Origin of the sequence: Salinibacterium sp. dk2585 (genome assembly GCF_008001035.1) — a bacterium.
GTDB lineage: Bacteria > Actinomycetota > Actinomycetes > Actinomycetales > Microbacteriaceae > Homoserinimonas.
This window is the reverse complement of sequence record NZ_CP042856.1, coordinates 2,151,714-2,177,099: the sequence shown is the minus strand read 5'-3', so window position 1 is coordinate 2,177,099 and position 25,386 is coordinate 2,151,714. Positions and strand designations below refer to the sequence as shown.

Here is a 25,386-nt window from a genome sequence, read left to right as displayed (position 1 = left end):
TGCTGGCCCGCACAACCGAATACTGCCGCTCAGGCGATGCGGGAGAGCTCCGAACCACAGGGTTTGGGCACCGAAGGAGCAATCCTCTCCGAAATCTCTCAGGTATGCGTACCGCATCGAACAGGCAACTCTGAAAAGTGAATCGCGGAGCGATTCAGGTTGAGTAGGCGCGAAGCGCCGTATCGACACCAACTCCGCAATTCCACCCAAGGTGAAAGCCGACCGACCGGTCGACGAAGCTCTCAGGTCCCATGACAGAGGGAGAGTTCCCAGCGTCGTCGACGCCTAGCCATTGGAGAACTCGTATGGGCCTGCCCAGCAGTGACAGCAGTATTCCGAACGACCGTGCTGCGGATGCGTCCGCGCGGCCCGGACGCCTGAGCCCCCTCCACGACGTCCACGTTGCCGCCGGTGCGAGCTTCACCGACTTTGCTGGCTGGCAGATGCCCGTGCGCTACGCGAGCGAGCTCGAGGAGCACCGCGCGGTGCGCGAGGCGGCTGGGCTCTTCGACCTCTCCCACATGGCGGAGATCCTCGTGACGGGGCCCCAGGCGGGGGCCGCCCTCGACTTCGCGCTGTCGAATGTTGTCTCCACGATCGAGGTCGGCCAGGCGCGCTACAGCCTGCTGCTCAATTCGGAGGGTGGCGTCGTCGATGACGTCATCGTCTACCGAACGCACGAGGATCGCTACGGCGTCGTTGCCAATGCGGGCAACCGCTTCGAAGCTGCTGGCGCCCTCTCGGTGCGCGCGGCCGGGTACGATGCGACCGTCGTCGACGAGAGCGACGCCCTCGCGCTCATCGCGGTGCAGGGCCCAGCATCCGAGGCGATCATGCTCGCGCTTGAGAGCCTCGAGCTGCCCGTGCCGGTCGAGATGATGGGCAACTACCGTTGCGCGACCGGATCGTGGCGCGGCGAGGAGGTCATGGTCGCCCGCACGGGCTACACGGGTGAGGACGGCTTCGAGATCTATATCCTCGCTCCCTTCGCGACGGATCTCTGGAATGCGCTGATCGACGCTGGTGCACCGCACAGACTCGTGCCGGCCGGCCTCGCCAGCCGCGACACCCTCCGGCTCGAGGCAGGCATGCCGCTCTACGGCCATGAACTTGGTCTCGGTATCCGACCGGCGCAGGTTGGACTCGGTCGCACGGTCCGGCTTGAGGGCAAGGGCGACTTCGTCGGCCGTTCGGCGTCCGAGGAGGCGCTCGCAGCGGATGCCCGACTGCTCGTCGGCCTCGTCTCCGAGGGGCGGCGCGCCGGCCGGGCGGGCTACGCCGTCTTCGCGTCCGAGGAGGGCGGGGAGCCGGTCGGCGAGGTCACGAGCGGTGCGCTGAGCCCCACCCTCGGGCGCCCAATCGCAATGGCCTTCGTCGCCCCGCACCTCACCGAGCCGGGCACCGAACTCTTCATCGACGTGCGGGGCCGCCGCATGCCGGCATCCGTCACCCCTCTTCCCTTCTACAAGCGCACCACCCAGAGAAAGGTCGCCTCATGAGCGAGCAGGCAGCACTCAAGTACACGCCGGAGCACGAGTGGGTGCGCATCGACGGTGACCAGCTGACGGTGGGAATCACCGCCTTCGCTGCCGACAAGCTTGGCGAGGTCGTTTTCGTTGACGTGCCGGAGGCTGGCACCGAGGTCGAGAAGGGCCGCGTCGTCGCCGAGGTCGAGTCGACCAAGTCGGTCGGCGAGGTGTACGCGCCCGTCGACGGCACGATCGTCCAGGCGAACACGGCGGTTGCCGACAGCCCTGAGCTCATCAACGACGCCCCCGAGGGCGACGGCTGGCTGTTCACCATGCGGGTCGCCTCGCCAGAGGCGCTCGAGGCGGCCGGCTTCATCGACGCCGAGGCCTACGCGGCACTCACGCAGGCGTAGCCCGTGAGCGACAGCTTCGGCGCGTTCAGCGCGCGGCACATCGGCACAGGCACGGCGGAACAGGAGCGGATGCTCGGCGCCGTCGGCTACGACACGCTCGACGCGCTCGTCACGGCGGCGGTGCCAGCCGGCATCCGCGTGGGTGACACCGGTCGCTCGACCATCCCGCCTGCCGCGACGGAGGCCGAGGCGCTCTCTGAGCTGCGCACGATCGCGAGGCACAATCGTGTGCGGCGTTCGATGATCGGGCTCGGGTACTACGACACCTTCACGCCAGCCGTCATCAAGCGCAACGTGCTCGAGAACCCCAGTTGGTACACGGCCTACACGCCGTACCAGCCCGAGATCTCGCAGGGCCGGCTCGAGGCGCTCATCAACTTCCAGACGATGGTCTGTGACCTGACGGGCATGGAGACGGCGAACGCGTCGATGCTCGACGAGGGCACGGCGGTCGTTGAGGCGATGCTGCTCGCGCGGCGCGCCTCGAAGTCGACGTCGAACGTGTTCCTGGTCGATTCGGATGCGCTTCCGCAGACGAAGGCGCTGCTCGTGAACCGCGCGGAGGCTGTCGGCATCGAGCTGGTGTTCCGCGGGTTGAGTAGCGCGGTTCGCTCGGAGGCGATCGCGCCGACCGAGCCTGCGAGGGAGGTGGACCTACCCCCCGACTACTTCGGCGTCTTCGTGCAGTACCCGGGCGCCTCCGGCCGCGTGTGGAACCCCTCCACGATCTTCGCTGAGGCCAAGGCGAAGGGCGCGATCGCGGTCGCCGCCGCCGACCTGCTCGCCCTCGCACTCCTCGAGAGCCCCGGTCAGTTGGGTGCCGACGTCACGGTCGGCACGACACAGCGCTTCGGCGTCCCCATGGGCTTCGGCGGACCGCACGCCGGCTACATGGCCGTGCGCAAGGGGCTCGAACGGCAGCTGCCCGGCAGGCTCGTCGGTGTCTCGAAGGATGCGGACGGGCATCCGGCCTACCGCCTCACCCTGCAGGCTCGCGAGCAGCATATCCGCCGTGAGAAGGCCACGTCGAACATCTGCACAGCGCAGGTGCTGCTCGCCGTCATGGCGTCGATGTACGCCGTGTACCACGGACCCGACGGACTCCGCAGTATCGCCCGACGGGTCGCCGCCCACGCCTCCGTGCTCGCAGACGCCCTCCACGCGCTCGGCACAGAGCTCGTGCATGACCGCTTCTTCGACACCCTCCAGCTCCGGGTGCCGGGCGGCGCCGCAGCGACGGTCAAGGCGGCACGCGAGAGCGATGTGCTGCTCTGGCAGGTCGACGACGACACGGTGCAGCTCTCGGTCGACGAGACCACCACGATGCGCGACGTCGACGCTGTCGTTCGCGCATTCGGCGGCTCGGGCCGCATCGACCTCGACTGGTCGAAGCACCGTTCCCGCCTCTCGGGGGAGTGCCTGCGGCAGTCGACGTTCATGACGCATCCGGTCTTCAACACGCACCGCTCTGAGACGAGCATGATGCGGTACCTCAAGTACCTGGCCGACAAGGACTACGCGCTCGACCGCGGCATGATCCCGCTCGGTTCCTGCACCATGAAGCTCAATGCGGCGACCGAGATGGAGCCCATCACCTGGCCGCAGTTCGCGGGTCTCCACCCCTTCGCGCCGCTCGACGACGTCAAGGGGTACCTCGTGCTGACGGGGCACCTCGAGTCGTGGCTCGCCGAGGTGACGGGGTACGACACCGTCTCGCTACAGCCGAACGCGGGCAGCCAGGGCGAGCTGGCCGGCCTCCTGGCGATCCGCGGCTACCACCGCGCCAACGGTGACCTCGAGCGCACCGTCTGCCTCATCCCGTCGAGCGCGCATGGCACGAACGCCGCGAGCGCGGTGCTCGCGGGCATGAGGGTGGTCGTCGTCGCGTGCGACGAGCTCGGCAACGTCGACCTCGACGACCTGCACGCGAAGGTCGAGGAGCACCGCGAGCAGTTGGCGGCGCTCATGGTCACCTACCCTTCGACGCACGGGGTCTACGAGCACGAGATCCGGGCAATCACGGATGCCGTGCACGAGGCGGGAGGTCAGGTCTACGTCGACGGCGCCAACCTCAACGCGCTGCTCGGCTACGCGCGCTTCGGCGACTTCGGCGGCGATGTCTCGCACCTGAACCTGCACAAGACCTTCTGCATCCCGCACGGCGGGGGCGGGCCCGGCGTCGGACCCGTGGCGGCCAAGGCGCACCTCGCACCGTTCCTGCCCGGGCATCCGATGGCGCAGTCGGCGCACCATCCGGCCTACGACCTCGCGACCGACCTCGTCGGTGAGTACGTGCACGGCGGCGGGCCAATCAGCGCGGCGCCCTACGGAAGCCCGAGCATCCTGCCCATCAGCTGGGCCTACGTGCGGATGATGGGTATGGAGGGCCTCACGCGGGCGACCGGCGCGGCCGTGCTCGCGGCCAACTATGTGGCCGCGCGGCTGCGGGAGCATTTCCCCGTGCTCTACGCGGGCGACAACGGGCTCGTCGCCCACGAGTGCATCCTCGACCTGCGCCCGCTCACGGCCGCGACTGGGGTGACGGTCGACGACGTCGCGAAGCGTCTCATCGACTACGGCTTCCACGCGCCCACCATGAGCTTTCCCGTGCCGGGAACGCTCATGGTCGAGCCGACCGAGAGCGAAGACCTCGCCGAGATCGACCGCTTCATCGATGCCATGATCGCGATCAAGGCCGAAGCGGATGCCGTCGGTCGCGGCGAGTGGCCGGTCGACGACAACCCGCTCCGGGGAGCGCCACACTCGGCAGAGTCGGCGCTCGTAGGGGAGTGGACGCACCCGTATTCTCGCGAGCAGGCTGTCTACCCCGCCGCATCCGCCCTCTCGGGCGCGGACCGCGTGCGGGCCATCCACGGCAAGTACTGGCCCCCCGTGCGGCGCATCGATAACGCCTTCGGTGACCGCAATCTCGTCTGCGCGTGCCCGCCCCCGGAAGCCTTCGCCTAGAACCCACTCCTCGGTGAGATCGGGCGAATGCACCTTCCGGGCGCCCGGGAGTATGCATCCGCCCGATCTCACGGCCGTACGGCGCTGTGAGATCGGGCAGATGCAGCCTTCGTGCGCTAGTGCGAGGTCGCCTTCTCGGCCCCGTGGCCCGTGAGCGAGCGCACCTCCATCTCGGCGGCGACCGCGGGGTCTTCCCGGCGGCTGCTCGTGACGGTGCCGAGCCAGCCAAGGATGAACCCGAGCGGGATTGAGATGATGCCGGGGTTGTTCAGCGGGAACCAGGAGAAGTCCACGCCGGGGATCATCGACGTCTCGCTGCCGGAGACGACACCGGAGAACGCGATGAGGATGACCGCCGACCCGAGACCGCCGTACATGCTCCACAGCGCGCCCCGGGTGCTGAACTTGCGCCAGAAAAGCGAGTAGATGATGGTCGGGAGGTTTGCCGACGCCGCAACGGCGAAGGCCAGGGCCACGAGGAAGGCGATGTTCTGACCCTGCACGCCGATGCCGCCGACGATCGCGAGGATGCCGATCGCGACGACCGTGATGCGCGCGACCTTGACCTCCGTGCCCGGGCCGGGCTTGCCCTTCTTGATGACGCTTGCGTAGACGTCGTGGGAGAACGATGCGGCGGCAGTGATGGTCAGTCCTGCGACGACTGCCAGGATCGTAGCGAACGCAACGGCCGAGATGAAGCCCAGCAGCAGCGGGCCGCCGAGCTCGAACGCCAGGAGCGGCGCAGCGGAATTCACCCCGCCGGGGGCCTCGAGGATGCGCTCGCCGCCGATGAGTGCTCCGGCTCCATAGCCGAGCACGAGCGTGAAGAGGTAGAACGCGCCGATGAGCCAGATGGCCCACACGACCGACCGGCGGGCCTCTCGTGCCGTCGGCACGGTGTAGAAGCGCATGAGCACGTGGGGCAGGCCCGCAGTTCCGAGCACGAGCGCGAGCGCGAGTGACACGAAGTCGAGGCGGGTGAGGTCGCTGATGCCGTACTGCTTTCCGGGGCTCAATACGTCTTCGCCGCCGACGGATGCCGCAGCGCCCAGGAGCTCGGAGAGGTTGAAGCCGTACAGCGCGAGCACCCACACCGTCATGACGAAGGCGCCAGCGATGAGCAGCACCGCCTTGATGATCTGCACCCACGTGGTGCCCTTCATACCCCCGACGAGCACGTAGAGGATCATGAGCGCACCCACGACGGCGACGACGACGGACTGGCCGAGCTTGTCGTCGATGCCGAGGAGCAGCGAGACGAGCCCGCCTGCACCGGCCATCTGCGCGAGCAGGTAGAAGAAGCACACCGCGAGTGTCGTGGTGGCCGCCGCGAGGCGCACGGGCCGCTGCTTGAGCCGGAACGAGAGCACGTCGGCCATCGTGAACTTGCCCGTGTTGCGCATGAGCTCGGCGACGAGCAGAAGCGCGACGAGCCAGGCAACGAGGAACCCGATCGAGTAGAGGAAGCCGTCGTAGCCGTTGACGGCGATGGCCCCACAGATGCCGAGGAAGGATGCCGCGGAGAGGTAGTCGCCCGCGATCGCGGTGCCGTTCTGGGGTCCGGTGAAGGAACGCCCCGCCGCGTAGTAATCGGCTGCGGTCTTGTTGTTGCGACTGGCCCTCAGCACGATCACGAGGGTGACCAGCACGAAGGCGCCGAAGATAGAGATGTTGAGGATGGGGTCGCCGATCTCGGTCGACTCCAAGGCGGCGCGAATGATGTCGGTGCGGTTCATGGTGCAACTCCTTCACGGGCTTCGAGGTCGGCACGGATCTCTGCCGCGAGAGGGTCGAGCTGCCGGTTCGCGAATGACACGTACCAGGTCGTGATGGCGAAGGTGGAGACGAACTGGCCGAGGCCGAGGAGGAGACCGATGTTGATGTTGCCCCACACCTTGGTCGACATGAAGTCGGGCGCGTAGGAGGCGAGAAGGACGTAAGCGAAGTACCAGACGAGGAAGGCGATGGTGAGTGGCCACACGAAGGAGCGGTGACGCTTCTTCAGTCGTGTGAACGGTTCCGAGGCCTCGACCTCTGCGAAATCGGTTGGCGGTGCACTGCGAGCGTCATTACTCATGCGATTCCCTTGCCTTGTCGAGGCGTGATACGCCGGACGGGAAGCACGCGGCATTGCGTGCTGCGGGGACACTCAAACATGGCCCGCAAACGAGTGTCAAGAGACTGGTGAGATGGGTCTACCCGTGGTATGTCGCCTTCGCCAACATATCCACCGGCGTTTCTACGAGCCCGCGCGAGCGGATGTCACGGGGCCAGCAGGGCGGGGAATGTCGCCGCCGCCCAGGGGTACCCGACGAAGACGGCCGCGTCGATGAGGAAGTGCGCAATCACGAGGGGGAGCAGTCGGCCGGTGCGGTGATAGAGCCATGCGAAGAGCACGCCCATTGCCAGGTTGCCCACGAAGGCGCCGAAGCCCTGGTACAGGTGGTAACAGGCGCGCAGGAGGGCGCTCGCGACGATGAAGGCCCATGGCCCCCATCCGATCCGTTTGAGCCGGTCGCGCAGGTAGCCGACCGCGATGACCTCCTCCACGATGCCGGCGCGCGCGGCGGAGAGCAGCAGCACGGGCACGGTCCACCAGTGCTCGTCGAGGGCGGTCGGCACGACCGTCACGGTGATGCCGAGTTCGCGGCCAAGGAGGTAGAGCCCGAGCCCCGGGATGCCGATGACGAGTGCGAGCGCGACGGCGTGGAGCGTGTCGCGGGCGGGGTGCTGGAGGTCGAGACCCAGCGCGCCGAGGTGCGGGCGTGCCGCGTTCCACAGCAGGTAGCAGACGAGGGCCACGGGCATGAGGTCGAAGAAGACCCCCATGACCTGATAGATGAGGTCGAACACGGGCCGCGAACTCAGCGAGGTGTTGAGCGTGGCGGTCTGTTGCGAGAGTGTCTCCTCCCGCGTCAGCCGGTTGATGATGGCGACGATGGAGTAGAGGGCGGATGCCCCGAGCGACAGCCCGAGCACGATCGCGACCTCGACGGCGAGTCGTCGGGGAGACAGCTGCTCATTCGCGCGCCCATTGGTGGGTGTCGACAATCGCTTGCTCCTTCTCAAGGTGGTTACTTGGGGCCCAACCTGCGCGCGGAAAGCGCTGCGGTTCGGCCGTGAGCGCTCTTATCGAGCGGATAGCGCCTCACGCGCAAGAAAAGTGCGCACGATGAGGATTTCCCGCGTAACCATTGCGGTTGTGTAAATTATCTGGATCCTCAGCGGCTTTTCATGCTCAGGGCACCTATCGTGGCAAACTACACCGTCTGCCCCCTTAAACGTGGGCAGGTGAAAGTGGCTCTAATCCACACGCACCGCTTGCGGTTTCGCCGTCCGGCGAAGCCGCGGCATCCGGGGCCCGAGTCCGTTCTGGATCGGGCGTCGACTCACTTGCACAGGAGGAAAATTGAAGATGCGACGCATTGGCCTTGGGGCCGCAGCGATCGTCGCCGCGAGCGCCCTGGTGCTCACCGGCTGCGCCGGAGGTGATGGGGGCAACGAAGGCAACAACGCCGGCGGTGTCATCACCACGAACGGCAGCGAACCGCAGAACCCGCTGGTCCCGACCAACACCAACGAGACTGGTGGCGGCAAGATCCTTGACGCGATCTTCGCGGGACTCGTGTACTACGACGGCGAGGGTGCAGCGCACAACGACGTCGCGGAGTCGATCGAGACCGAGGACTCGCAGACCTACACGATCACGATTCGCGAGGGCCTCGAGTTCACCAATGGTGAGCCCGTCAACGCAGACTCGTTCATCGACGCGTGGAACTATGGCGCACTGCTCAGCAACGAGCAGCTCTCCAGCTACTTCTTCGAGGACATCGAGGGCTTCAGCTGGGACGAGGACAGCGAGCTCACCGGCCTCGAGAAGGTCAGCGAGACGGAGTTCACCGTCACGCTGAAGCAGCCCCTCTCGGACTTCCCGCTGCGACTCGGCTACTCGGCCTACTACCCGCTTCCCGCCTCGGCCTTCGAGGACATGGACGCGTTCGGCGAGAACCCCGTCGGCAACGGCCCTTACATGCTCGACGGCGAGGGTGCCTGGAAGCACGACGAGCGCATCACGCTCGCCGTGAACCCCGACTACGACGGCCCGCGCGAGCCGCAGAACGACGGTCTTGAGATCGTCTTCTACGCTTCGCAGGATGCTGCTTACGCAGACCTCCAGGGTGGCAACCTCGACGTGCTCGACGCGATCCCGGACGCTGCCTTCGGCACGTACCAGGACGACCTCGGCGACCGCTGGGTCAACCAGCCCGCCGCGATCTTCCAGTCCTTCACGATCCCGGAGCGCCTCGCGCACTGGAGTGGCGAAGAGGGCAACCTCCGTCGCCAGGCTCTCTCGATGGCAATCAACCGCGACGAGATCACCGAGGTGATCTTCCAGGGCACCCGTACCCCTGCCTCCGACTTCACCTCCCCGGTGATCGACGGCTGGACCGAGGAGCTCGAGGGCGCAGAGGTGCTCGAGTACAACCCCGAGGAGGCACAGCGTCTCTGGGCTGAGGCCGACGCCATCAGCCCCTTCACGGGTTCCTTCCAGATCGCGTACAACGCGGATGGTGGACACCAGTCGTGGGTTGACGCGGTTGCGAACAGCGTCAAGAACACGCTGGGCATCGACGCCTCCGGGCAGCCGTACCCCACGTTCGCTGAGGCTCGCACGCTCATCACCGAGCGTCAGATCCAGACGGCGTTCCGCACCGGCTGGCAGGCCGACTACCCGGGTCTGTACAACTTCCTCGGGCCGCTCTACGCGACCAACGCTGGCTCGAACGACGGCGACTACACGAACCCCGAGTTCGACGCGCTGCTCGCAGAGGGCGCCACGTCGACCGAGATCGAGGAGGGCACCGCGCTCTTCCAGCAGGCCCAGGAGATTCTTCTCCAGGACCTTCCGGTCATCCCGCTGTGGTACTCGAACGTGACCGGCGGCTGGGGCGAGGACGTTGAGAACGTCACCTTCGGCTGGAACTCGGTTCCGCTCTACCACGAGATCACCAAGGGCTGATCTCGGTTTCGGACGGGGGCGGCGACACGGTCGCCGCCCCCGTCTCCCCGTGTGAATCACTATGGCTCGTTATCTTCTCTGGCGCGTGCTTCAGGCCATTCCGGTCCTGATTGGCACGACCTTCCTCATCTACTTCATGGTGTTCGCCATGCCCGGCGACCCGATCCTCGCCCTGTTCGGCGACAAGACGCCGAACCCTGCGCTGCTGGCCCGCCTGCGCGCTGAGTACCACCTCGATGAGCCGTTCATCGTGCAGTACTGGTACTACTTCACTGGCATCTTCCAGGGCGATTTCGGCACGTCGTTCACCGGCGAACCCACGACCGAGATCCTCGCCCGAACGTTCCCCGTCACGGTTCGCCTGGCAGTGCTGGCGATGCTGTTCCAGAGCATCGCGGGCATTCTCGTCGGCCTCATCTCGGGCCTGCGCAAGGGCAAGCTCTTCGATGCAAGCGCCCTGGCGGTGAGTCTCGTGCTCATCTCGCTGCCGATCTTCGTCGTCGCCTTCGTGGCCCAGTACGTGTTCGGCATCCAGCTCGGATGGGCCCGCACAACGGTGGGCGCCGGTGCGCCCTGGGCCGATCTCGTGCTTCCCGCACTCGTGCTCGCGAGCGTGAGCTTCGCCCAAATTGTGCGACTCACGCGCGCCTCGGTGATCGAGACGCAGGGGCTCGACTTCGTGCGCACGGCCTATGCCAAAGGCCTGAGTCGTCGCCGCGTCATTCCGGTGCACATCCTCCGCAACTCGCTCATCCCCGTCGTCACCTATCTCGGCACCGACTTCGGCGTGCTGCTCGTGGGCGCGACCGTGACGGAGGGCATCTTCAACGTGCCCGGCGTCGGTCGCACGCTCTACCAGGCAATCCTGCGAGGCGAGGGCCCGACGGTCGTCTCCTTCGTGACCGTCATGGTGCTCATCTATCTCGTCGTCAACCTGGTGATCGACCTGCTCTACGCCGTTCTCGATCCGAGGATCCGCTATGTCAAGTAACACTCCGGGCGGCAAGCCCAACCACTACGTCGCTCCCCTGGAGGAGACGCCACTCGTCGAAATCGACAGTGTCAAGGTTCGCGCCGACGAGAAGCCCAGCAACCTGTGGCGAGACGCGTGGCGTGACCTTCGTGGTCGCCCCCTGTTCTGGCTCTCCAGCGCGCTGATCCTGTTGGTCGCGATCGTCGCCCTCTTCCCGGGCCTCTTCACGCAGGTGGACCCCAACAGCGGGTGCCTGCTGGCCAATAGCAACGGCGGTCCGACCGCGGGACACCCCCTTGGCTTCACGAAGCAGGGCTGCGACATTTACTCGCGGATCATCCACGGCACGTCGACCTCGGTGGCTGTCGGCTTCATCGTCATCGTGATCACAACGGTGCTGGGGCTTGTGGCCGGCGCCGTCAGCGGGTTCTACGGCGGCTGGCTTGACGCCGTCATTTCCCGCGTGGGCGACATCTTCTTCTCGATCCCCTACATCCTCGCGGCCGTCGTCGTCATGTCGGTGTTGAGCGCCTACCGCAGCGTGTGGGTCATTTCGCTTGCGATCGGATTGTTCGCGTGGCCGGTTGTTGCGCGTGTGCTCAGATCGGAGATCCTGCGCGTCAAGGCTTCGGACTTCGTCATGGCGGCCGAGGCGCTCGGGGTCTCGAGGCTCAAGATCCTCGTGCGACACGTGCTGCCGAACTCGATCGCGCCCGTCATCGTGATCACAACGATCTCGCTCGCAGCAGCGATCGTCGCGGAGGCGACGCTCTCATTCCTCGGCGTTGGCCTGCCCACCACGACCATGTCCTGGGGCAACGACATCAGCGCCGCGCAGGTGGACCTGCGCACGGCACCGCAGACGTTGATTCTCCCGTCCATCGCCCTCTCGATCACCGTCTTCGCCTTCATCACGCTTGGTGAGGTCCTCCGTGACGCACTTGACCCGAAGGCGAGGGCCCAGCGTTGACGAATACAGCAATGAATGCGACGCAGATGAACCGTATGTCGAATGCCACCGGCCCGCTGCTCGATATCCGCGACCTGCACGTCGGATTCCAGACGCAGGACGGGCTCGTGCCCGCCGTGCGTGGTGTCAACTTCACGATCAACCACGGCGAGACTGTCGCGATCGTGGGCGAGTCCGGTTCGGGCAAGTCCACGACAGCGCACGCCATCATCAACCTTCTTCCTGGTTCCGGCCGGGTGACGCAGGGCGAGGTGCTCTTCGACGGTCGTGACCTCACGAAGTTCAAGCGCGCCGAGATGGAGGACGTGCGCGGCAAGCTCATCGGCCTCGTGCCGCAGGACCCAATGTCGAACCTCAACCCTGTGTGGTCGATCGGCTTCCAGGTCGAGGAGGCCATCAGGGCCAACGGCATTGCGAGGGGCCGCAAGGAGGTCAAGGAGCACGCCATCCGGGTGCTCAAGGAGGCGGGACTCGACGACGCGGAAACGCGGCTCAAGCAGTTCCCGCACCAGTTCTCCGGCGGCATGCGCCAGCGTGTGCTCATCGGAATCGGCCTCTCGTCGACGCCCAAGCTCCTGATCGCCGACGAGCCGACATCCGCTCTCGACGTCACGGTGCAGAAGCGCATCCTCGACCACCTCGCGACGCTCACGCGCGACTCAGGCACGGCCATGCTCTTCATCACGCACGATCTCGGCCTCGCCGCCGACCGTGCCGAGAAGCTCATCGTCATGTACAAGGGTCGCATCGTGGAATCTGGCCCCTCGCGGGAGATCCTGCAGGACCCGCAGCACCCCTACACCCAGCGCCTCGTCGCGGCGGCTCCCAGCCTTGCTTCACGGCGAATCCAGATCTCTGGCGGTCACCTCGAATCGATCCAGCACGAGGTGCCGAAGGGGTCGGAGGAGATCGACCTCATCGCCGCAGGCGAGGCTCGCACGCACAGCGTTGCCACCACGGCGGAGCCGGCCATCGTGGTCGACCAGCTGACGAAGGTCTTCAAGATCCGCGGCGGCAAGGCCGGTTCGCGCGAGATCACCGCCGTCGACAACGTCTCCTTCTCGATCCCCCGCGGCACGACCATGGCGCTCGTGGGGGAGTCAGGCTCTGGCAAGTCGACGGTCGCCCGCATGCTGCTGAAGCTCGAGACCGTGACATCCGGCTCGATTCGCATCGGCGGCACCGACATCGCGAAGCTCAACCGTCGCGAGCTCTTCTCCCTGCGCGGCAAGATGCAGCCGGTCTTCCAGGACCCCTACGGTTCGCTCGACCCGCTGCGCAGCATCGCGGCGACGATCGCCGAGCCGCTCGTGACCCACGATGTCGGCACGGCGGCAGAGCGCAAGGCTCGGGTGCGCGAGCTGCTCGAGCAGGTCTCGCTGCCGGAGACGCTCATGGGGCGCTATCCCAACGAGCTCTCGGGAGGCCAACGGCAGCGGGTCGCGATCGCGCGGGCGCTCGCGCTCAAGCCCGAGATCGTCATCCTTGATGAGGCGGTCTCGGCGCTCGACGTGCTCGTGCAGGCGCAGATCCTCAACCTGCTCGCCGAACTGCAGTCCGAGCTCGGGCTCACCTACCTCTTCATCACGCACGACCTCGCGGTTGTGCGTGTGATCGCCGATACGGTCGCGGTCATGTCGAAGGGGCGCATCGTCGAGTCCGCGACGACCGATGAGGTCTTCGGCAACCCGCGCGAGGCCTACACTCGCGAGCTGCTCAACGCGATCCCCGGCGCAGACCTCACGCTCGGCGCCTGACGCGACCATCGCGCCCTGGCGGCTCCCACTGGGCCGTCAGGGTGCGATCGGTAGCATTGTCGACGGTCTGAAGGGGGTCTGGTGCTCAATCGTTCCGTCGCGGCATCCGGCGCTGTCGTGGTTTCGGCCCTCCTCGTGGTCGGTCTCTCCGCGTGCACGAGCGACTCCCGCGTCGCCGAGGGCACGAGCGTGACGGTTGCGCTTGACGCGCCCTTCACGTCGTACAACCCCAACACGGGGCACGGCAGCGCCAACGGCAGCAATGCGAGCGTGGTCGCGGCGACCAACTCCGCTTTCGCGTCGTGGGATGCCGCGGGGCGGCTCATCTTCGACGAGTCATTCGGCACGGTCGAGAGGGTCGCTGACGACCCGCTTGAGGTGCGCTACACGATCGCCGATGGCGTGGAATGGTCGGATGGCGCCGAGGTCGACGCAGCCGACCTGCTGCTCTCCTGGGCGGCGAACTCGCGCGCGCTCAATGACGACGACCTCGACCCAGACAAGTACGTCGATCCCGAGACGGGGCTCTTCACCGAGGACTTCCCCGACGACGCCGTGTACTTCGATGGCTTCACGGCCAACGGGCTGCACCTGGCGACGCGACTCCCGGAGGTCGGAGACGATGATCGCTCCATCACGCTCCGTTTCGATGAGCCCGTCGCCGACTGGGCCGCGATCTTCACGGTCGGCCTGCCCGCCCACGTCGTGGGGAGGCTCGCACTCGACCTCGATGACGAGGCATCCGACGAGGATGCCAAGGCTGCGGTGGTGGACGCCATCGCCACGCGGGACTCGGCGGCACTCGCCGCCCTCTCCCGCGCCTGGAACAGCGGCTTCGCGGTCGAGGCCGGCGACGTCGACCCGGCGCTGCTCGTGGGCACGGGGCCGTACATGATCACGGCACTCGCTGCCGAAGTGCTGACACTGACGGCGAACCCGCGCTATCGGGGCGAGCACCGCCCTCGGTTCGAGACGATCCAGGTGCGCCACATCTCCGATCCGCTCGAGGCGCTCAGCGCGTTCGAGGCCGGCGAGGTCGACGTGCTCTCACCCCAGGTGTCGGCCGACGTCATGGCGGCGCTCGACGACCTCGAGGTCGAGCCGAAGGTCACGCGGGCCGGCGTCTGGGACGTGCTCCAGCTGCGCTTCGACGACAGCGCCAACGCCGCCATCGAGAACTCCGAGGTCAGGCGCGCCCTCCTCGCGAGCGTTCCCCGTGACGAGCTCATCGAAGCCGCCGGGGCGACAGGGGCGGATGCCGCGGCACGCGATTCCTTCACGATGATGCCGGGGGCGCACGGCTACGACGACTCGGTTGAGGCAAGCGAGGGCGAACGCATCGAAGAGAATGCGCGCTCGGCGAAGCGGGCCCTCGCATCCGCCATCGCTGACGGTGACGTGAAGGCCGATGCGACCGTCTGCGTGCTCTTCGACCCGGCGAACCCGCGTCGTGTGGCCCAGTTCTCTGAAATCCGGGATGCCGCGGCATCCGTCGGCATCACCGTCACCGACTGCTCGAGTCCCGACTGGCGCAACCTGCTCGGCACGCCGGGCGCATGGGATGCGGCGCTCTACGGACTGCGCGACCGCACGCTCTCGACGCAGTCGGCGACCGCCATGTTCGGCAGTGATTCTCCGCTCAACCACGGCCGTTTTGCGAGCGACGAGGTCGACGAGCTGCTCACTGACCTCGAGCGCGAGGACGACGAGGATGCGCGGGCCGCCCTGCGCGCAGCGCTGGACGCCGTCCTGTGGCAGGAGGGGTGGGGCCTGCCGATCGCGCAGCTCCCCGTCGTCACGGTCGTCGCGCACGAGGTCGCGGGCGTCTCGCCATCGCCGTATGCCCCGACGGTGTTGCACGACGCCTGGCGCTGGCGCCCCGCAGACGACGCTGCACAGGGCTAGTTGCGCGGGGGAGTACACTTGCCGTGTAGGGCAGCGGTGACTCCACCCCCCTTCTTTCTTTCCCACATTCTTTGAGGACACTACTTCTATGGCAATTGCCACCCGTTCTGACCTGCGCAACGTGGCGATCGTCGCCCACGTCGACCACGGCAAGACCACCCTCGTCGACGCGATGCTTCGCCAGACCAACTCCTTCGACGCGCACGCCGACGTCGAGGAGCGCGCAATGGACTCGAACGAGCTGGAGCGTGAGAAGGGCATCACGATCCTCGCCAAGAACACGGCGATCAGCTACAACGGCGAGCACGCGGGCGGCACCCCCATCACGATCAACGTGATCGACACCCCCGGCCACGCCGACTTCGGCGGCGAGGTCGAGCGCGGCCTCAGCATGGTCGACGGCGTTGTGCTGCTCGTCGACTCCAGTGAGGGTCCCCTCCCGCAGACCCGCTTCGTGCTCCGCAAGGCGCTCGAGGCCAAGCTTCCGGTCATCCTGCTCGTCAACAAGACCGACCGCCCGGATGCGCGCATCGACGAGGTCGTCGGCGAGAGCCAGGACCTCCTGCTCGGCCTTGCGAGCGACATTGCGGAGGACCAGCCCGACCTCGACCTCGACGCGATCCTCGACGTGCCCGTCGTCTACGCCTCTGGCCGTGCCGGCGCCGCGAGCCGCAACAAGCCGGAGAACGGCTCCCTGCCCGACAACGACAACCTCGAGCCGCTTTTCGCGGCGATCCTCGAGCACATTCCCGCGCCGAGCTACGACGACGAGCACCCGCTGCAGGCCTGGGTCACGAACCTCGACTCCTCACCGTTCCTCGGTCGTCTCGCCCTGCTCCGCGTCTTCAACGGCACCCTCAAGAAGGGCCAGACGGTCGCCTGGGCCCGCCACGACGGCACCGTCACGAGCGCCCGCATCACGGAGCTGCTCAAGACGCGCGCGCTCGACCGTTACCCCGCTGAGAGCGCGGGTCCCGGCGACATCGTCGCGGTCGCGGGCTTCGACGACATCACGATCGGTGAGACGCTCGCCGACCCCGATGATGTGCGCCCCCTGCCGACCATCACGGTCGACGACCCCGCCATCTCGATGACGATCGGCACCAACACCTCGCCCCTCATTGGCAAGGTCAAGGGCCACAAGCTCACGGCTCGCATGGTCAAGGACCGGCTTGACAAGGAGCTCATCGGCAACGTCTCGATCAAGGTGCTCGACATCGGTCGCCCCGACGCCTGGGAGGTGCAGGGCCGCGGCGAGCTCGCCCTGTCGATCCTCGTAGAGCAGATGCGCCGTGAGGGCTTCGAGCTCACCGTGGGGAAGCCGCAGGTGGTCACCAAGAAGATCGACGGCAAGCTGCACGAGCCTTTTGAGCACCTGACGATCGATGTGCCCGAGGAGTACCTCGGCGCCATCACGCAGCTGCTCGCGTCCCGCAAGGGGCGCATGGAGAACATGACGAACCACGGCACCGGTTGGGTGCGCATGGAGTTCATCGTGCCGTCGCGAGGCCTCATCGGCTTCCGCTCCGAGTTCATGACGACGACCCGTGGCACGGGCATCGCCAACGCGATCGCCCACGGCTACGGCGAGTGGGCCGGCTCGATCGTGACGCGCAACAACGGCTCGATCGTTGCCGACCGTGCGGGCGTCGCGACCCCGTTCGCCATGATCAACCTGCAGGAGCGCATGACCTTCTTCGTGCAGCCCACGCAGGAGGTCTACGAGGGCATGATCGTGGGCGAGAACTCCCGCAATGAAGACATGGATGTCAACATCACGAAGGAGAAGAAGCTCACCAACATGCGGCAGTCGACAGCCGACAACTTCGAGTCGATGACGCCTCCGCGCCAGCTGACGCTCGAGGAGAGCCTCGAGTTCTGCCGTGAGGACGAGTGCGTCGAGGTCACCCCCGAGGTCATCCGCATCCGCAAGGTCGAGCTCGACTCGATCGCGCGTGGCCGCGCCACGGCCCGTGCCAAGAAGCAGGACGCCTAAGCGGCACCCCCAGTTCGGGGAAAAGGCGCGCCTGGTATACCGGGCGCGCCTTTCTGCATCTAGTGTGGCGATGCGGGGGAACCATCGACTCGGTCGCCTCACGGTGTCCGCAATCTGCTTCCTCGGCGATTCCGATGACCCGAAGAGGAAGCACAGCTCTATGAACACTCTGCACAACAAACTAGGCCGGGCAGCAGCCGTGGCCCTGAGCGCGGCGGTCGTCGGTATTGTCGGCCTCGTCGGCGTAGCGCCAGCATCCGCGGCTCCCGAAGACCGGTATGCGCTGAGCGGTTCGGTGGTCACTGTGGACGCCGAGGAGCAGGTTGTGCCACTCGAGGGTGTCAGGGCCTCGGTGAGGTTCACCGAGCCGGGCGAGACTCCCAGCCACTATTCCGTCACCACTGGCGTCGACGGCGCATTCGTCTTCGCACGCGATGAGGCGCTGTCCTTCCCTGTCGGTGACTACGAGGTAGTCTTCGCCCTTGAGGGTTATGAGACCGTGACCGTCCCGTTCAGCATTGTCGACTCCGACGTGACGTTGCCCGCCGTCACCATGGCTGCGGCGCCCCAGGTTCCTGCCCCGCCGACGCTTGAGCCCGTTCCGCTCGGCACGGTCACGATTTCCGGCACGCCGGTGGTCGGAAACGTGCTGACCGCAGAGACCTCCGGCTGGCCTGCGGGCACACAGCTCAGCTACCAGTGGGGGTTCAACGCTGGAGAGCGCGGCGGCGACATTCCGGGTGCGAACTCATCCACCTACACCGTGACGAACGCGGTCATCAACTTCCAGGTCGTTGTCATCGTCACGGCCAAGCTCACCGGCTACGACGACAACTGGACCAATGCGTTCCTTGAGACGCCCGTGAGCGCCCCCAAGAAGGCTCCGGCCCCCGCGCCCTCCGACCTGGCGGCATACCTCGCGGCCAACGGCTCGACACCGCAGCCCGCCGCATCCGTTGGCCTGCCAGCGGCCGGCCTCAACGCGGGCGCGACCCACACCGCGAACGTCGTGTGGAACGCGCAGGACTCGTGGGTCGACGTCTACGCCTTCTCGAGCCCGCTCTTCGTCGGCACCTTCCCGGTTGTCAACGGCGTGGTGCAGGTGACCCTCACCCCGTCGCTCCTGGCGCAGCTCGCGGTGGGGAGCCACACTCTCGTGATGACCGGACAGAACTCCGGCACGGTCGCAAGCGTCGCGTTCGTCGTGGGGCTGCCCGTCACGGGTGCCGAGACGGCGGCACCCCTCGCGGCCGGCTCTGTGCTCCTGCTGCTCGGTGCCGCCCTCATGGTCGTGCGGCGTCGGATGCTTGCCAGCGCGTGACTGACAGCTCCGCCGCGCGGGAGACCGCGCGGCGGAGCCTAGTCTGTAGGGGTGAAGTCCTCAGGCCTGCCGCACGAGGGCGTGCTGTTCGTGCACGCCCACCCCGACGACGAGACGATCTCGACGGGCGGGTCAATAGCGACGCTCGCGCAGCAGGGTGTGGAAGTCTCGGTCCTGACCTGCACGCGAGGCGAGCGGGGCGAGGTCATCCCGCCGGAACTCGTGCACCTCGAGGGTGACGGGCCGGCCCTCGCCGCCCACCGTGAGGGCGAGCTTGCCGACGCCCTGCGCGCGCTCGGCGTTCCGCGCCACCTCTACCTCGGCGCCGCGGGCGCGCGGGCGGAAGGCCTTCCCGAGCGCCGCTACGAGGACTCCGGCATGGTCGAGGGCCCCGATGGCCTGCCCCACCTGGTGCCCGATGCGAGCCCCGGATGCCTCTGCCTCGCCGACTTCGAAGAGGTCGTCGCCGACATGGTCGCCGCGATCAACTCCACGGGGGCCACCTCTGTCGTGAGCTATGACGAGCGCGGCGGCTACGGGCATCCGGATCACGTGCTCGCGCACCGTGCCACCCGTGAGGCCGCGGGCAGGGCCGGGGTCGGGTTCCTCGAGGTGGTCGAAGACAGCGCGCAGCTCGAACGCTGGGTGAGCGACCCCGAAGCGCACGATGCCCCCGACGATGTCATGCTCCTCGACGTGACGCCCGTGCTCGATGCGAAGGTCGATGCACTCCGGGCGCACGCCACGCAGGTGACCGTGATCGAGCGCGAGGGTGAGCCGGTGAGCTTCGCGCTCTCGAACGGCCGCGTTCGGCCCGTCGCGACCATGGAGGGCCTCCGGTTGGTCGACGCCGCGGCAGGCGCGCCCGAGTCCGGCGACCCCGAACCGGAGACCCGCACGAGCCGCGTCGCCTCCTCGCTCGTCTCCCTCATCATCGGCCTGCTCATCGGGGTGCTGCTCACGATTAACCACCAGCACCGCGTGACGCTGGGCGAGGTCACGATCCCGATCGGCCTCATCGTCAGCCTCCTCGTCGTTGGTGCGCTGCTCGTCGGCATGCGGCTCGTCTTCGAGAGCCGGCTCATCGCCCTCAGCACGGCGGTCGGCGTCGCGGGCGCAACGGCCCTGCTCTCGCAGCAGGGACCGGGCGGCTCGGTGCTTGTGCCCGGCAACGTGGAGGGCTTCGTCTGGGCCTACGCGCCCCTGCTGATCTCCGTCGTCGTACTCGCGTGGCCGAAGCTTCCCACGCGGGGCGGGGATAGGATGGGAGTTCAGCCCAGACAGGAGGGATCGTCGCTGTGACGTATGTCATCGCTCTACCGTGCGTCGATGTCAAGGACCGCGCGTGCGTCGACGAATGCCCCGTCGACTGCATCTACGAGGGCGACCGGATGCTCTACATCCACCCCGACGAGTGCGTCGACTGCGGTGCCTGCGAGCCCGTGTGCCCTGTCGAGGCGATCTACTACGAAGACGACACCCCCGAGCAGTGGGCGGACTACTACAAGGCCAACGTCGAGTTCTTCGACGACATCGGCTCCCCGGGCGGCGCGGCGAAGGTCGGCGTGATCCAGAAGGACCACCCGATCGTGGCGGCACTGCCCCCGCAGTCGCCGGCCTGAGCCCAGCGAAGACACGCACCCCGAGATCCGGATGCTTTGGAGAATCTCCCCAAGCATCCGGATTTTCCTTTAGACAGTTCAACGGTGCCTCGAAGTGCACTCTAGGCTGTAGGTGTGAACGACGCTGCCATCACCAACGCCGAGAAGGCCACGCTCCACTATCCCGGAGGCTCCGCCGAATTCCCCATCCTCGCCAGTGTCGAGGGTGCTCACAGCATCGATATCTCGACGCTGACCAAGCAGACGGGATACACGACCCTTGATCAAGGCTTCGTGAACACTGCCTCCACGAAGAGCGCCATCACCTACATCGATGGCGATGCGGGCATCCTGCGCTACCGGGGCTACGCGATCGAGGATGTTGCGAAGAACTCCACCTACCTCGAGGTCGCATGGTTGCTCATGTACGGCAACCTCCCGACCGCTTCTGAAATCGAGGAGTTCGAAGAGAAGGTTCGTCGCCACACGCTCCTCCACGAAGACCTCAAGCGCTTCTTTGATGCCCTCCCGCACAACGCGCACCCCATGTCGGTGCTCTCCTCGGCCGTTTCCGCGCTGTCGACGTACTACGAGGACTCGCTCGACGTGCACGACCCGGAGCAGGTCGAGATCTCGACCATCCGCCTCCTCGCCAAGCTGCCGACGATCGCTGCCTACGCGCACAAGAAGGCGATCGGGCAGGCATTCCTGTATCCCGACAACTCCCTGAGCTTCGTCGAGAACTTCCTCAAGATGAACTTCGGCAACATGGCCGAGGACTACGAGGTCAACCCCGTGCTTGCGACGGCGCTCGAGCGCCTCCTGATCCTGCACGAGGACCACGAGCAGAACGCCTCGACGTCGACCGTGCGTCTCGTCGGTTCCACCGAGGCGAATCTCTTCGCCTCCGTCTCCGCCGGCATCAACGCGCTCTACGGCCCCCTCCATGGCGGTGCCAACGAGGCCGTGCTCACGATGCTCAACCAGATCAAGGACTCCGGCCAGAGCGTCGAGAAGTTCGTCGAGCGGGTCAAGAACAAAGAAGACGGCATCCGTCTCATGGGCTTCGGCCACCGCGTCTACAAGAACTTCGACCCGCGGGCGCGCCTCGTCAAGGAGAGCGCCCACGAGGTGCTGGAAGCCCTCGGCATCAAGGATGACCTGCTCGACATCGCGATGGAGCTCGAGGGCGTCGCGCTCGCCGATGACTACTTCATCGAGCGCAAGCTCTACCCCAACGTCGACTTCTACACGGGCGTCATCTACAAGGCCATGGGCTTCCCCACGCGGATGTTCACGGTGCTGTTCGCGATCGGCCGCCTGCCTGGCTGGATCGCCCACTGGCGCGAGGCGAACAACGACCCCAAGACCAAGATCGGTCGCCCGCAGCAGCTCTACGTGGGCGAGCCGGCCCGCGAGTGGCCGACCGAGCGCTGAGTTCGCACCACGAAGAAACGCCCCGACATCGTCGGGGCGTTTCTTCGTGGTTCTCGGCTAGGCGTGCAGCGCCGCGTTGAGCTCGATGCCCTTGCCGGTGCGTGCGAGCACCTCGACGGCGCCCGAGACGGAGTTGCGGCGGAAGAGCAGGTTCGGCACGCCGCTGAGCTCGGCCGCCTTCGCCGTGCGCTCGCCCGAGTCGTCGATGACGGTCACCTTGGTGCCTGCCGTGACGTAGAGCCCGGCCTCGACGACGCAGTCGTCGCCGATGGAGATGCCGATGCCCGAGTTCGCGCCCAGAAGGGCCCGCTGGCCGACCGTGATGCGTTCCGTGCCGCCGCCACTCAGCGTGCCCATGATGGAGGCGCCACCGCCGATGTCGGTACCGTCGCCGACGATGACGCCCTGCGAGATGCGTCCCTCGACCATGGAGGCGCCGAGCGTGCCGGCGTTGAAGTTGACGAAACCCTCGTGCATGACGGTCGTGCCGGGGGAGAGGTGGGCTCCGAGGCGCACCCGGTCGGCATCCGCGATGCGCACGCCGGCGGGCGTGACGTAGTCGACGAGGCGCGGGAACTTGTCGATGCTGTGCGCGACGATGCCGTGGCGCTGCAGGGAGGGACGCAGGCGGGTGAAGTCATTGAGCTGCACGGGCCCCGCGTTGGTCCATGCGACGTTGGGCAGCTTGCCGAAGATGCCGTCGAGGTTGACGCTGTTGGGCGCGACCAACAGGTGGCTCAGCAGGTGCAGGCGGAGGTAGGCGTCGGGCGTCGACGTGGGCGCCTCGTCGAGGTCAATCTCGACCGTCACGAACTCGAGGCGCACGTTGCGACGCTCATCGGCACGCGCGAGCTCCTCGAACTCGGTGGGCGCGATGTGGGGGTCGACATGAGCGGGACGGATGCCGAGTTCGGGGGTGGGAAACCACGTGTCGAGCACGGTGCCGTCGGCCGAGATGGTGGCGAGGCCGTAGCCCCAGGCAGGTGAAGTCATGCCCTCCAGAGTATCGGCGATTAGGCTGGGGCCATGTCGACCAGCAGCCTGACCACTCCCGCGCTCGACCTCTCCGCGACCTCGGTCGAGATCACCAGGAGGCTCTGCGACATCCCCTCGGTGTCGGGTGACGAGGCCGCCGTCGCCGATGCCATCGTCGCCGCCCTGGCCCCCTGCACGCACCTTGAGGTCATCCGCGATGGCGATGCCGTCATCGCGCGCACGCAGCTGGGTCGCGACCGCCGGGTCGTGATCGCCGGGCACATCGACACCGTGCCGATCAACAACAACGTGCCGACACGTTTCGAGACGATCGATGGCGTCGAGTACCTGTGGGGCCGTGGCACGGTCGACATGAAGGCGGGGGTCGCGGTGCAGCTCAAGCTCGCCGCCGAGCTCACCGAGCCGCCTGTCGACATCACGTGGATCTGGTATGACCACGAAGAGGTCTCCGACGACATGAACGGCCTGAACCGCCTCGCCCGCACGCGTCCGGAACTCCTCAAGGGCGACTTCGCGATCCTCGGCGAGCCGACCCGTTCCGAGGTCGAGGGCGGATGCAACGGCAACATGCGCGTCGAGGTGCGCACTTTCGGGCTCCGCGCCCATTCGGCCCGGCCCTGGGTCGGAGACAACGCCATCCACGCGGCGACCCCCATCCTCCAGCGCCTCGTGGAGTACAAGGCGCGCGAGATCGAGGTCGAGGGACTCGTCTATCGCGAGGGCCTGAGCGCCGTCGGCATCTCGGGCGGCATCGCGGGCAACGTCATCCCCGACGAGTGCATGGTGCACGTCAACTACCGCTTCGCCCCGAGCCGTTCGGCAGACGAGGCAGAGGCGCACCTGCGCGAGGTGTTCCACGGCTTCGACGTCACCGTCGTGGACCGCGCCGAGGGGGCGCGCCCCGGGCTCGACTCGCCCCTGTCGCGCGAGTTCCTGGCGGCAGTGGGCGCCACGGCGCATCCGAAGTACGGCTGGACGGATGTCGCGCGCTTCTCCGCGCTTGGTGTACCTGCCGTGAACTACGGGCCGGGCGACCCCCTCAAGGCGCACGCCGATGATGAGCGGGTTCCCGTGCAGCAGATCGTCGACTGTGAGGCCGGGCTGCGCCGCTGGTTGTCGGGCGAGTAGGGCTCCCCTCGCCCCGCCGTTTTCACTTATGACGCCCCCGTACGGAATAATGGAGAGACATCCACGAAAGGGGACCCAATGGCGGCCATGAAACCGAGGACCGGAGACGGACCAATGGAGGCTGTTAAGGAGGGTCGTCTCATCATCGTGCGCGTGCCCCTCGAGGGCGGCGGGCGCCTCGTCGTCTCGGTCAACGACGCGGAAGCAAAAGAACTCCACGACGCCCTCGCCGGCGTCGTCAGCGCCTAACGGCACCGCGCCAACACTGCACCTCGCGCCGAGAGGCGACGACCCCGAGCGTCAGTCTCGCAATCGGGTCAGCTGCAGCAGTCCGTCTCCCGCTGGAGACAGGGCACTCAGCACTGCCGTCGAGTCGGCCGTCTCCATGATGAGGGCGCGGAAACCGGCCGTCGTGTCGTCCCGCTTGGTCGGGTCGGCAACCTTGTCGCGCCAGAGGGCGTGAGGCACGAGGACGGTGCCGCCCGGGCGCACGAGCCGCAGGCCGTGCTCGACGTACTCGATAACGGATGCGGCATCCGCATCGACCAGCACGACGTCGTAGGACTGTTCGTTCATGCGGGGAAGCACGTCGCGGGCGCGGCCTGTGATTAGGCGCGCGCGGCTGCTCGGCGTGCCCGCCGCGACAAAGGCCTTGCGGGCGGCCTGCTGGTAGTCCGATTCGATGTCGATGGAGGTGAGGGTCGCATCCGGGGCGCCGCGCAGCAGCCAGAGGCCGCTCACCCCGAGTCCCGTGCCGATCTCGATCATGTTCCTGGCACCGGATGCTGCCGCGATGAGGGACACCTGCGCGCCCACCGCCGGTGCGATTGGTTCGACACCCAGCTCGAGGGAATGCTGGCGGGCCTGCGCGATCTCGTTGGGCTCAGTAATGAGTTCCTCGACGAAACGCCAGTTGGAATCTTTGTCAGACACGTGGGGGCTCCCTGCCCCGGGTTGCGAAGTGGGGCTCCTCCAAGGATACGGCTCCGCCTCGGCCGATCACGTTAGTCTGAACGAGTGTTTGGGCTCACGTTCGAGAAGCTGCTCCTCATCGGGCTGATCGCCGTGTTCGTGCTCGGCCCCGAGCGCCTGCCCGAGTACTCCGCCAAGCTTGCGCGCCTCGTGCGTTCCCTGCGCGACATGGCGAACGGCGCCAAGGACCGCCTGCGCGAGGAGATGGGGCCCGAGTTCGACGACGTGGACTGGCAGAAACTCGATCCGCGGCAGTATGACCCGCGCCGCATCATCCGTGAGGCCCTCATCGAGGAGCCCGAGCCGGTCGTCAAGCCGCCGACGCGCGCGCGCCCGGTCGAGTCCGCCGCCGCTCGGCGCGCCCAGCTCGCGGAATCAGGCGAAGCCGTCCCCTTCGACTCCGAGGCCACCTAGCGCTTTCCGTATTCAGGAGTGTCTGTTCGGGCCGGTCGGCAGGGTCA

Annotated in this window: 21 protein-coding genes and 1 riboswitch; of the genes, 16 read left to right on the top strand and 5 right to left on the bottom strand. The window is 67.0% G+C overall.

Translation table 11 applies throughout. The features are described from left to right. Positions 1–29 precede the first annotated feature (29 nt). Positions 30–124, top strand: a riboswitch (glycine riboswitch). Positions 125–305: 181 nt separating this feature from the next. The 3 genes from gcvT to gcvP all read left to right on the top strand — a co-directional run bounded on the left by gcvT (position 306) and on the right by gcvP (position 4,849). After that, positions 306–1,499 (top strand): glycine cleavage system aminomethyltransferase GcvT, encoded by a 1,194-nt coding sequence (gene gcvT / locus FVA74_RS10185; protein ID WP_147722119.1) that lies wholly within the window; start codon positions 306–308, stop codon positions 1,497–1,499. Then, positions 1,496–1,882: a glycine cleavage system protein GcvH gene (gcvH, locus tag FVA74_RS10180; RefSeq protein ID WP_147722117.1), complete on the top strand. Its 387-nt coding sequence runs from the start codon at positions 1,496–1,498 to the stop codon at positions 1,880–1,882. Before gcvT ends, gcvH begins: the two co-directional genes overlap by 4 nt. A gap of 69 nt (positions 1,883–1,951) precedes the next feature. After that, the gene (gene gcvP, locus FVA74_RS10175) at positions 1,952–4,849 is read left to right on the top strand and encodes an aminomethyl-transferring glycine dehydrogenase (protein ID WP_222705962.1); all 2,898 of its coding nucleotides are present in this window, start codon (positions 1,952–1,954) and stop codon (positions 4,847–4,849) included. A gap of 116 nt (positions 4,850–4,965) precedes the next feature. Here gcvP and FVA74_RS10170 read toward each other — a convergent pair whose 3' ends face one another. The 3 genes from FVA74_RS10170 to FVA74_RS10160 all read right to left on the bottom strand — a co-directional run bounded on the left by FVA74_RS10170 (position 4,966) and on the right by FVA74_RS10160 (position 7,900). Then, positions 4,966–6,585: a cation acetate symporter gene (locus tag FVA74_RS10170; RefSeq protein ID WP_147722113.1), complete on the bottom strand. Its 1,620-nt coding sequence runs from the start codon at positions 6,583–6,585 to the stop codon at positions 4,966–4,968. Beyond that, positions 6,582–6,926, bottom strand: coding sequence for a DUF485 domain-containing protein (locus tag FVA74_RS10165; protein WP_147722111.1), 345 nt, complete (start codon positions 6,924–6,926; stop codon positions 6,582–6,584). Before FVA74_RS10165 ends, FVA74_RS10170 begins: the two co-directional genes overlap by 4 nt. Before the next feature lie 185 nt (positions 6,927–7,111). Next, positions 7,112–7,900: a CPBP family intramembrane glutamic endopeptidase gene (locus tag FVA74_RS10160; RefSeq protein WP_240792211.1), complete on the bottom strand. Its 789-nt coding sequence runs from the start codon at positions 7,898–7,900 to the stop codon at positions 7,112–7,114. Positions 7,901–8,258: 358 nt separating this feature from the next. On the opposite strand from FVA74_RS10160, the gene FVA74_RS10155 reads away from it, so the two are divergent. The 10 genes from FVA74_RS10155 to FVA74_RS10110 all read left to right on the top strand — a co-directional run bounded on the left by FVA74_RS10155 (position 8,259) and on the right by FVA74_RS10110 (position 21,829). Next, complete coding sequence (locus FVA74_RS10155; RefSeq protein WP_370454498.1) at positions 8,259–9,869, top strand: ABC transporter substrate-binding protein; 1,611 nt, start codon at positions 8,259–8,261, stop codon at positions 9,867–9,869. Positions 9,870–9,930: 61 nt separating this feature from the next. Then, positions 9,931–10,860 carry an ABC transporter permease gene (locus FVA74_RS10150; RefSeq protein WP_147722109.1) on the top strand — a complete coding sequence of 310 codons (930 nt, stop codon included), beginning with the start codon at positions 9,931–9,933 and terminating at the stop codon, positions 10,858–10,860. Next, positions 10,850–11,812, top strand: a complete 963-nt coding sequence (locus FVA74_RS10145) for an ABC transporter permease (RefSeq protein WP_147722107.1) — start codon at positions 10,850–10,852, stop codon at positions 11,810–11,812. The genes FVA74_RS10150 and FVA74_RS10145 overlap by 11 nt, the downstream gene beginning before the upstream one ends. A gap of 35 nt (positions 11,813–11,847) precedes the next feature. After that, positions 11,848–13,569 (top strand): ABC transporter ATP-binding protein, encoded by a 1,722-nt coding sequence (locus FVA74_RS10140; protein WP_240792210.1) that lies wholly within the window; start codon positions 11,848–11,850, stop codon positions 13,567–13,569. Positions 13,570–13,650: 81 nt separating this feature from the next. Beyond that, positions 13,651–15,474, top strand: a complete 1,824-nt coding sequence (locus tag FVA74_RS10135; protein WP_168220107.1) for an ABC transporter substrate-binding protein — start codon at positions 13,651–13,653, stop codon at positions 15,472–15,474. Positions 15,475–15,562: 88 nt separating this feature from the next. Next, positions 15,563–17,470, top strand: coding sequence for a translational GTPase TypA (typA, locus tag FVA74_RS10130; protein ID WP_147722101.1), 1,908 nt, complete (start codon positions 15,563–15,565; stop codon positions 17,468–17,470). Positions 17,471–17,630: 160 nt separating this feature from the next. Then, positions 17,631–18,791: an LPXTG cell wall anchor domain-containing protein gene (locus FVA74_RS10125; protein ID WP_168220106.1), complete on the top strand. Its 1,161-nt coding sequence runs from the start codon at positions 17,631–17,633 to the stop codon at positions 18,789–18,791. Positions 18,792–18,842: 51 nt separating this feature from the next. Then, positions 18,843–20,093, top strand: a complete 1,251-nt coding sequence (locus FVA74_RS10120) for a PIG-L family deacetylase (RefSeq protein WP_147722098.1) — start codon at positions 18,843–18,845, stop codon at positions 20,091–20,093. Continuing rightward, entirely contained in the window at positions 20,090–20,413 is a 324-nt protein-coding gene (gene fdxA, locus FVA74_RS10115) for a ferredoxin (protein WP_147722096.1), read from the top strand. Before FVA74_RS10120 ends, fdxA begins: the two co-directional genes overlap by 4 nt. Positions 20,414–20,527: 114 nt before the next feature. Next, entirely contained in the window at positions 20,528–21,829 is a 1,302-nt protein-coding gene (locus FVA74_RS10110; RefSeq protein WP_147722094.1) for a citrate synthase, read from the top strand. Positions 21,830–21,886: 57 nt separating this feature from the next. Here the strand turns inward: FVA74_RS10110 and dapD are convergent, their stop codons facing one another. Continuing rightward, positions 21,887–22,822: a 2,3,4,5-tetrahydropyridine-2,6-dicarboxylate N-succinyltransferase gene (gene dapD, locus FVA74_RS10105; protein WP_147722092.1), complete on the bottom strand. Its 936-nt coding sequence runs from the start codon at positions 22,820–22,822 to the stop codon at positions 21,887–21,889. Positions 22,823–22,855: 33 nt separating this feature from the next. On the opposite strand from dapD, the gene dapE reads away from it, so the two are divergent. Both dapE and FVA74_RS10095 read left to right on the top strand, forming a co-directional pair. Beyond that, positions 22,856–23,953 carry a succinyl-diaminopimelate desuccinylase gene (gene dapE / locus FVA74_RS10100; protein ID WP_147722090.1) on the top strand — a complete coding sequence of 366 codons (1,098 nt, stop codon included), beginning with the start codon at positions 22,856–22,858 and terminating at the stop codon, positions 23,951–23,953. Between the two features lie 78 nt (positions 23,954–24,031). Then, on the top strand, positions 24,032–24,202 hold the full coding sequence (locus tag FVA74_RS10095) for a DUF3117 domain-containing protein (RefSeq protein WP_147722088.1): 171 nt from the start codon (positions 24,032–24,034) through the stop codon (positions 24,200–24,202). A 51-nt stretch (positions 24,203–24,253) separates the two neighbouring features. Here FVA74_RS10095 and FVA74_RS10090 read toward each other — a convergent pair whose 3' ends face one another. Continuing rightward, positions 24,254–24,886 carry an O-methyltransferase gene (locus FVA74_RS10090; protein WP_147722086.1) on the bottom strand — a complete coding sequence of 211 codons (633 nt, stop codon included), beginning with the start codon at positions 24,884–24,886 and terminating at the stop codon, positions 24,254–24,256. Positions 24,887–24,970: 84 nt separating this feature from the next. On the opposite strand from FVA74_RS10090, the gene FVA74_RS10085 reads away from it, so the two are divergent. After that, on the top strand, positions 24,971–25,339 hold the full coding sequence (locus tag FVA74_RS10085; protein ID WP_147722084.1) for a sec-independent translocase: 369 nt from the start codon (positions 24,971–24,973) through the stop codon (positions 25,337–25,339). Positions 25,340–25,386: the final 47 nt, after the last annotated feature.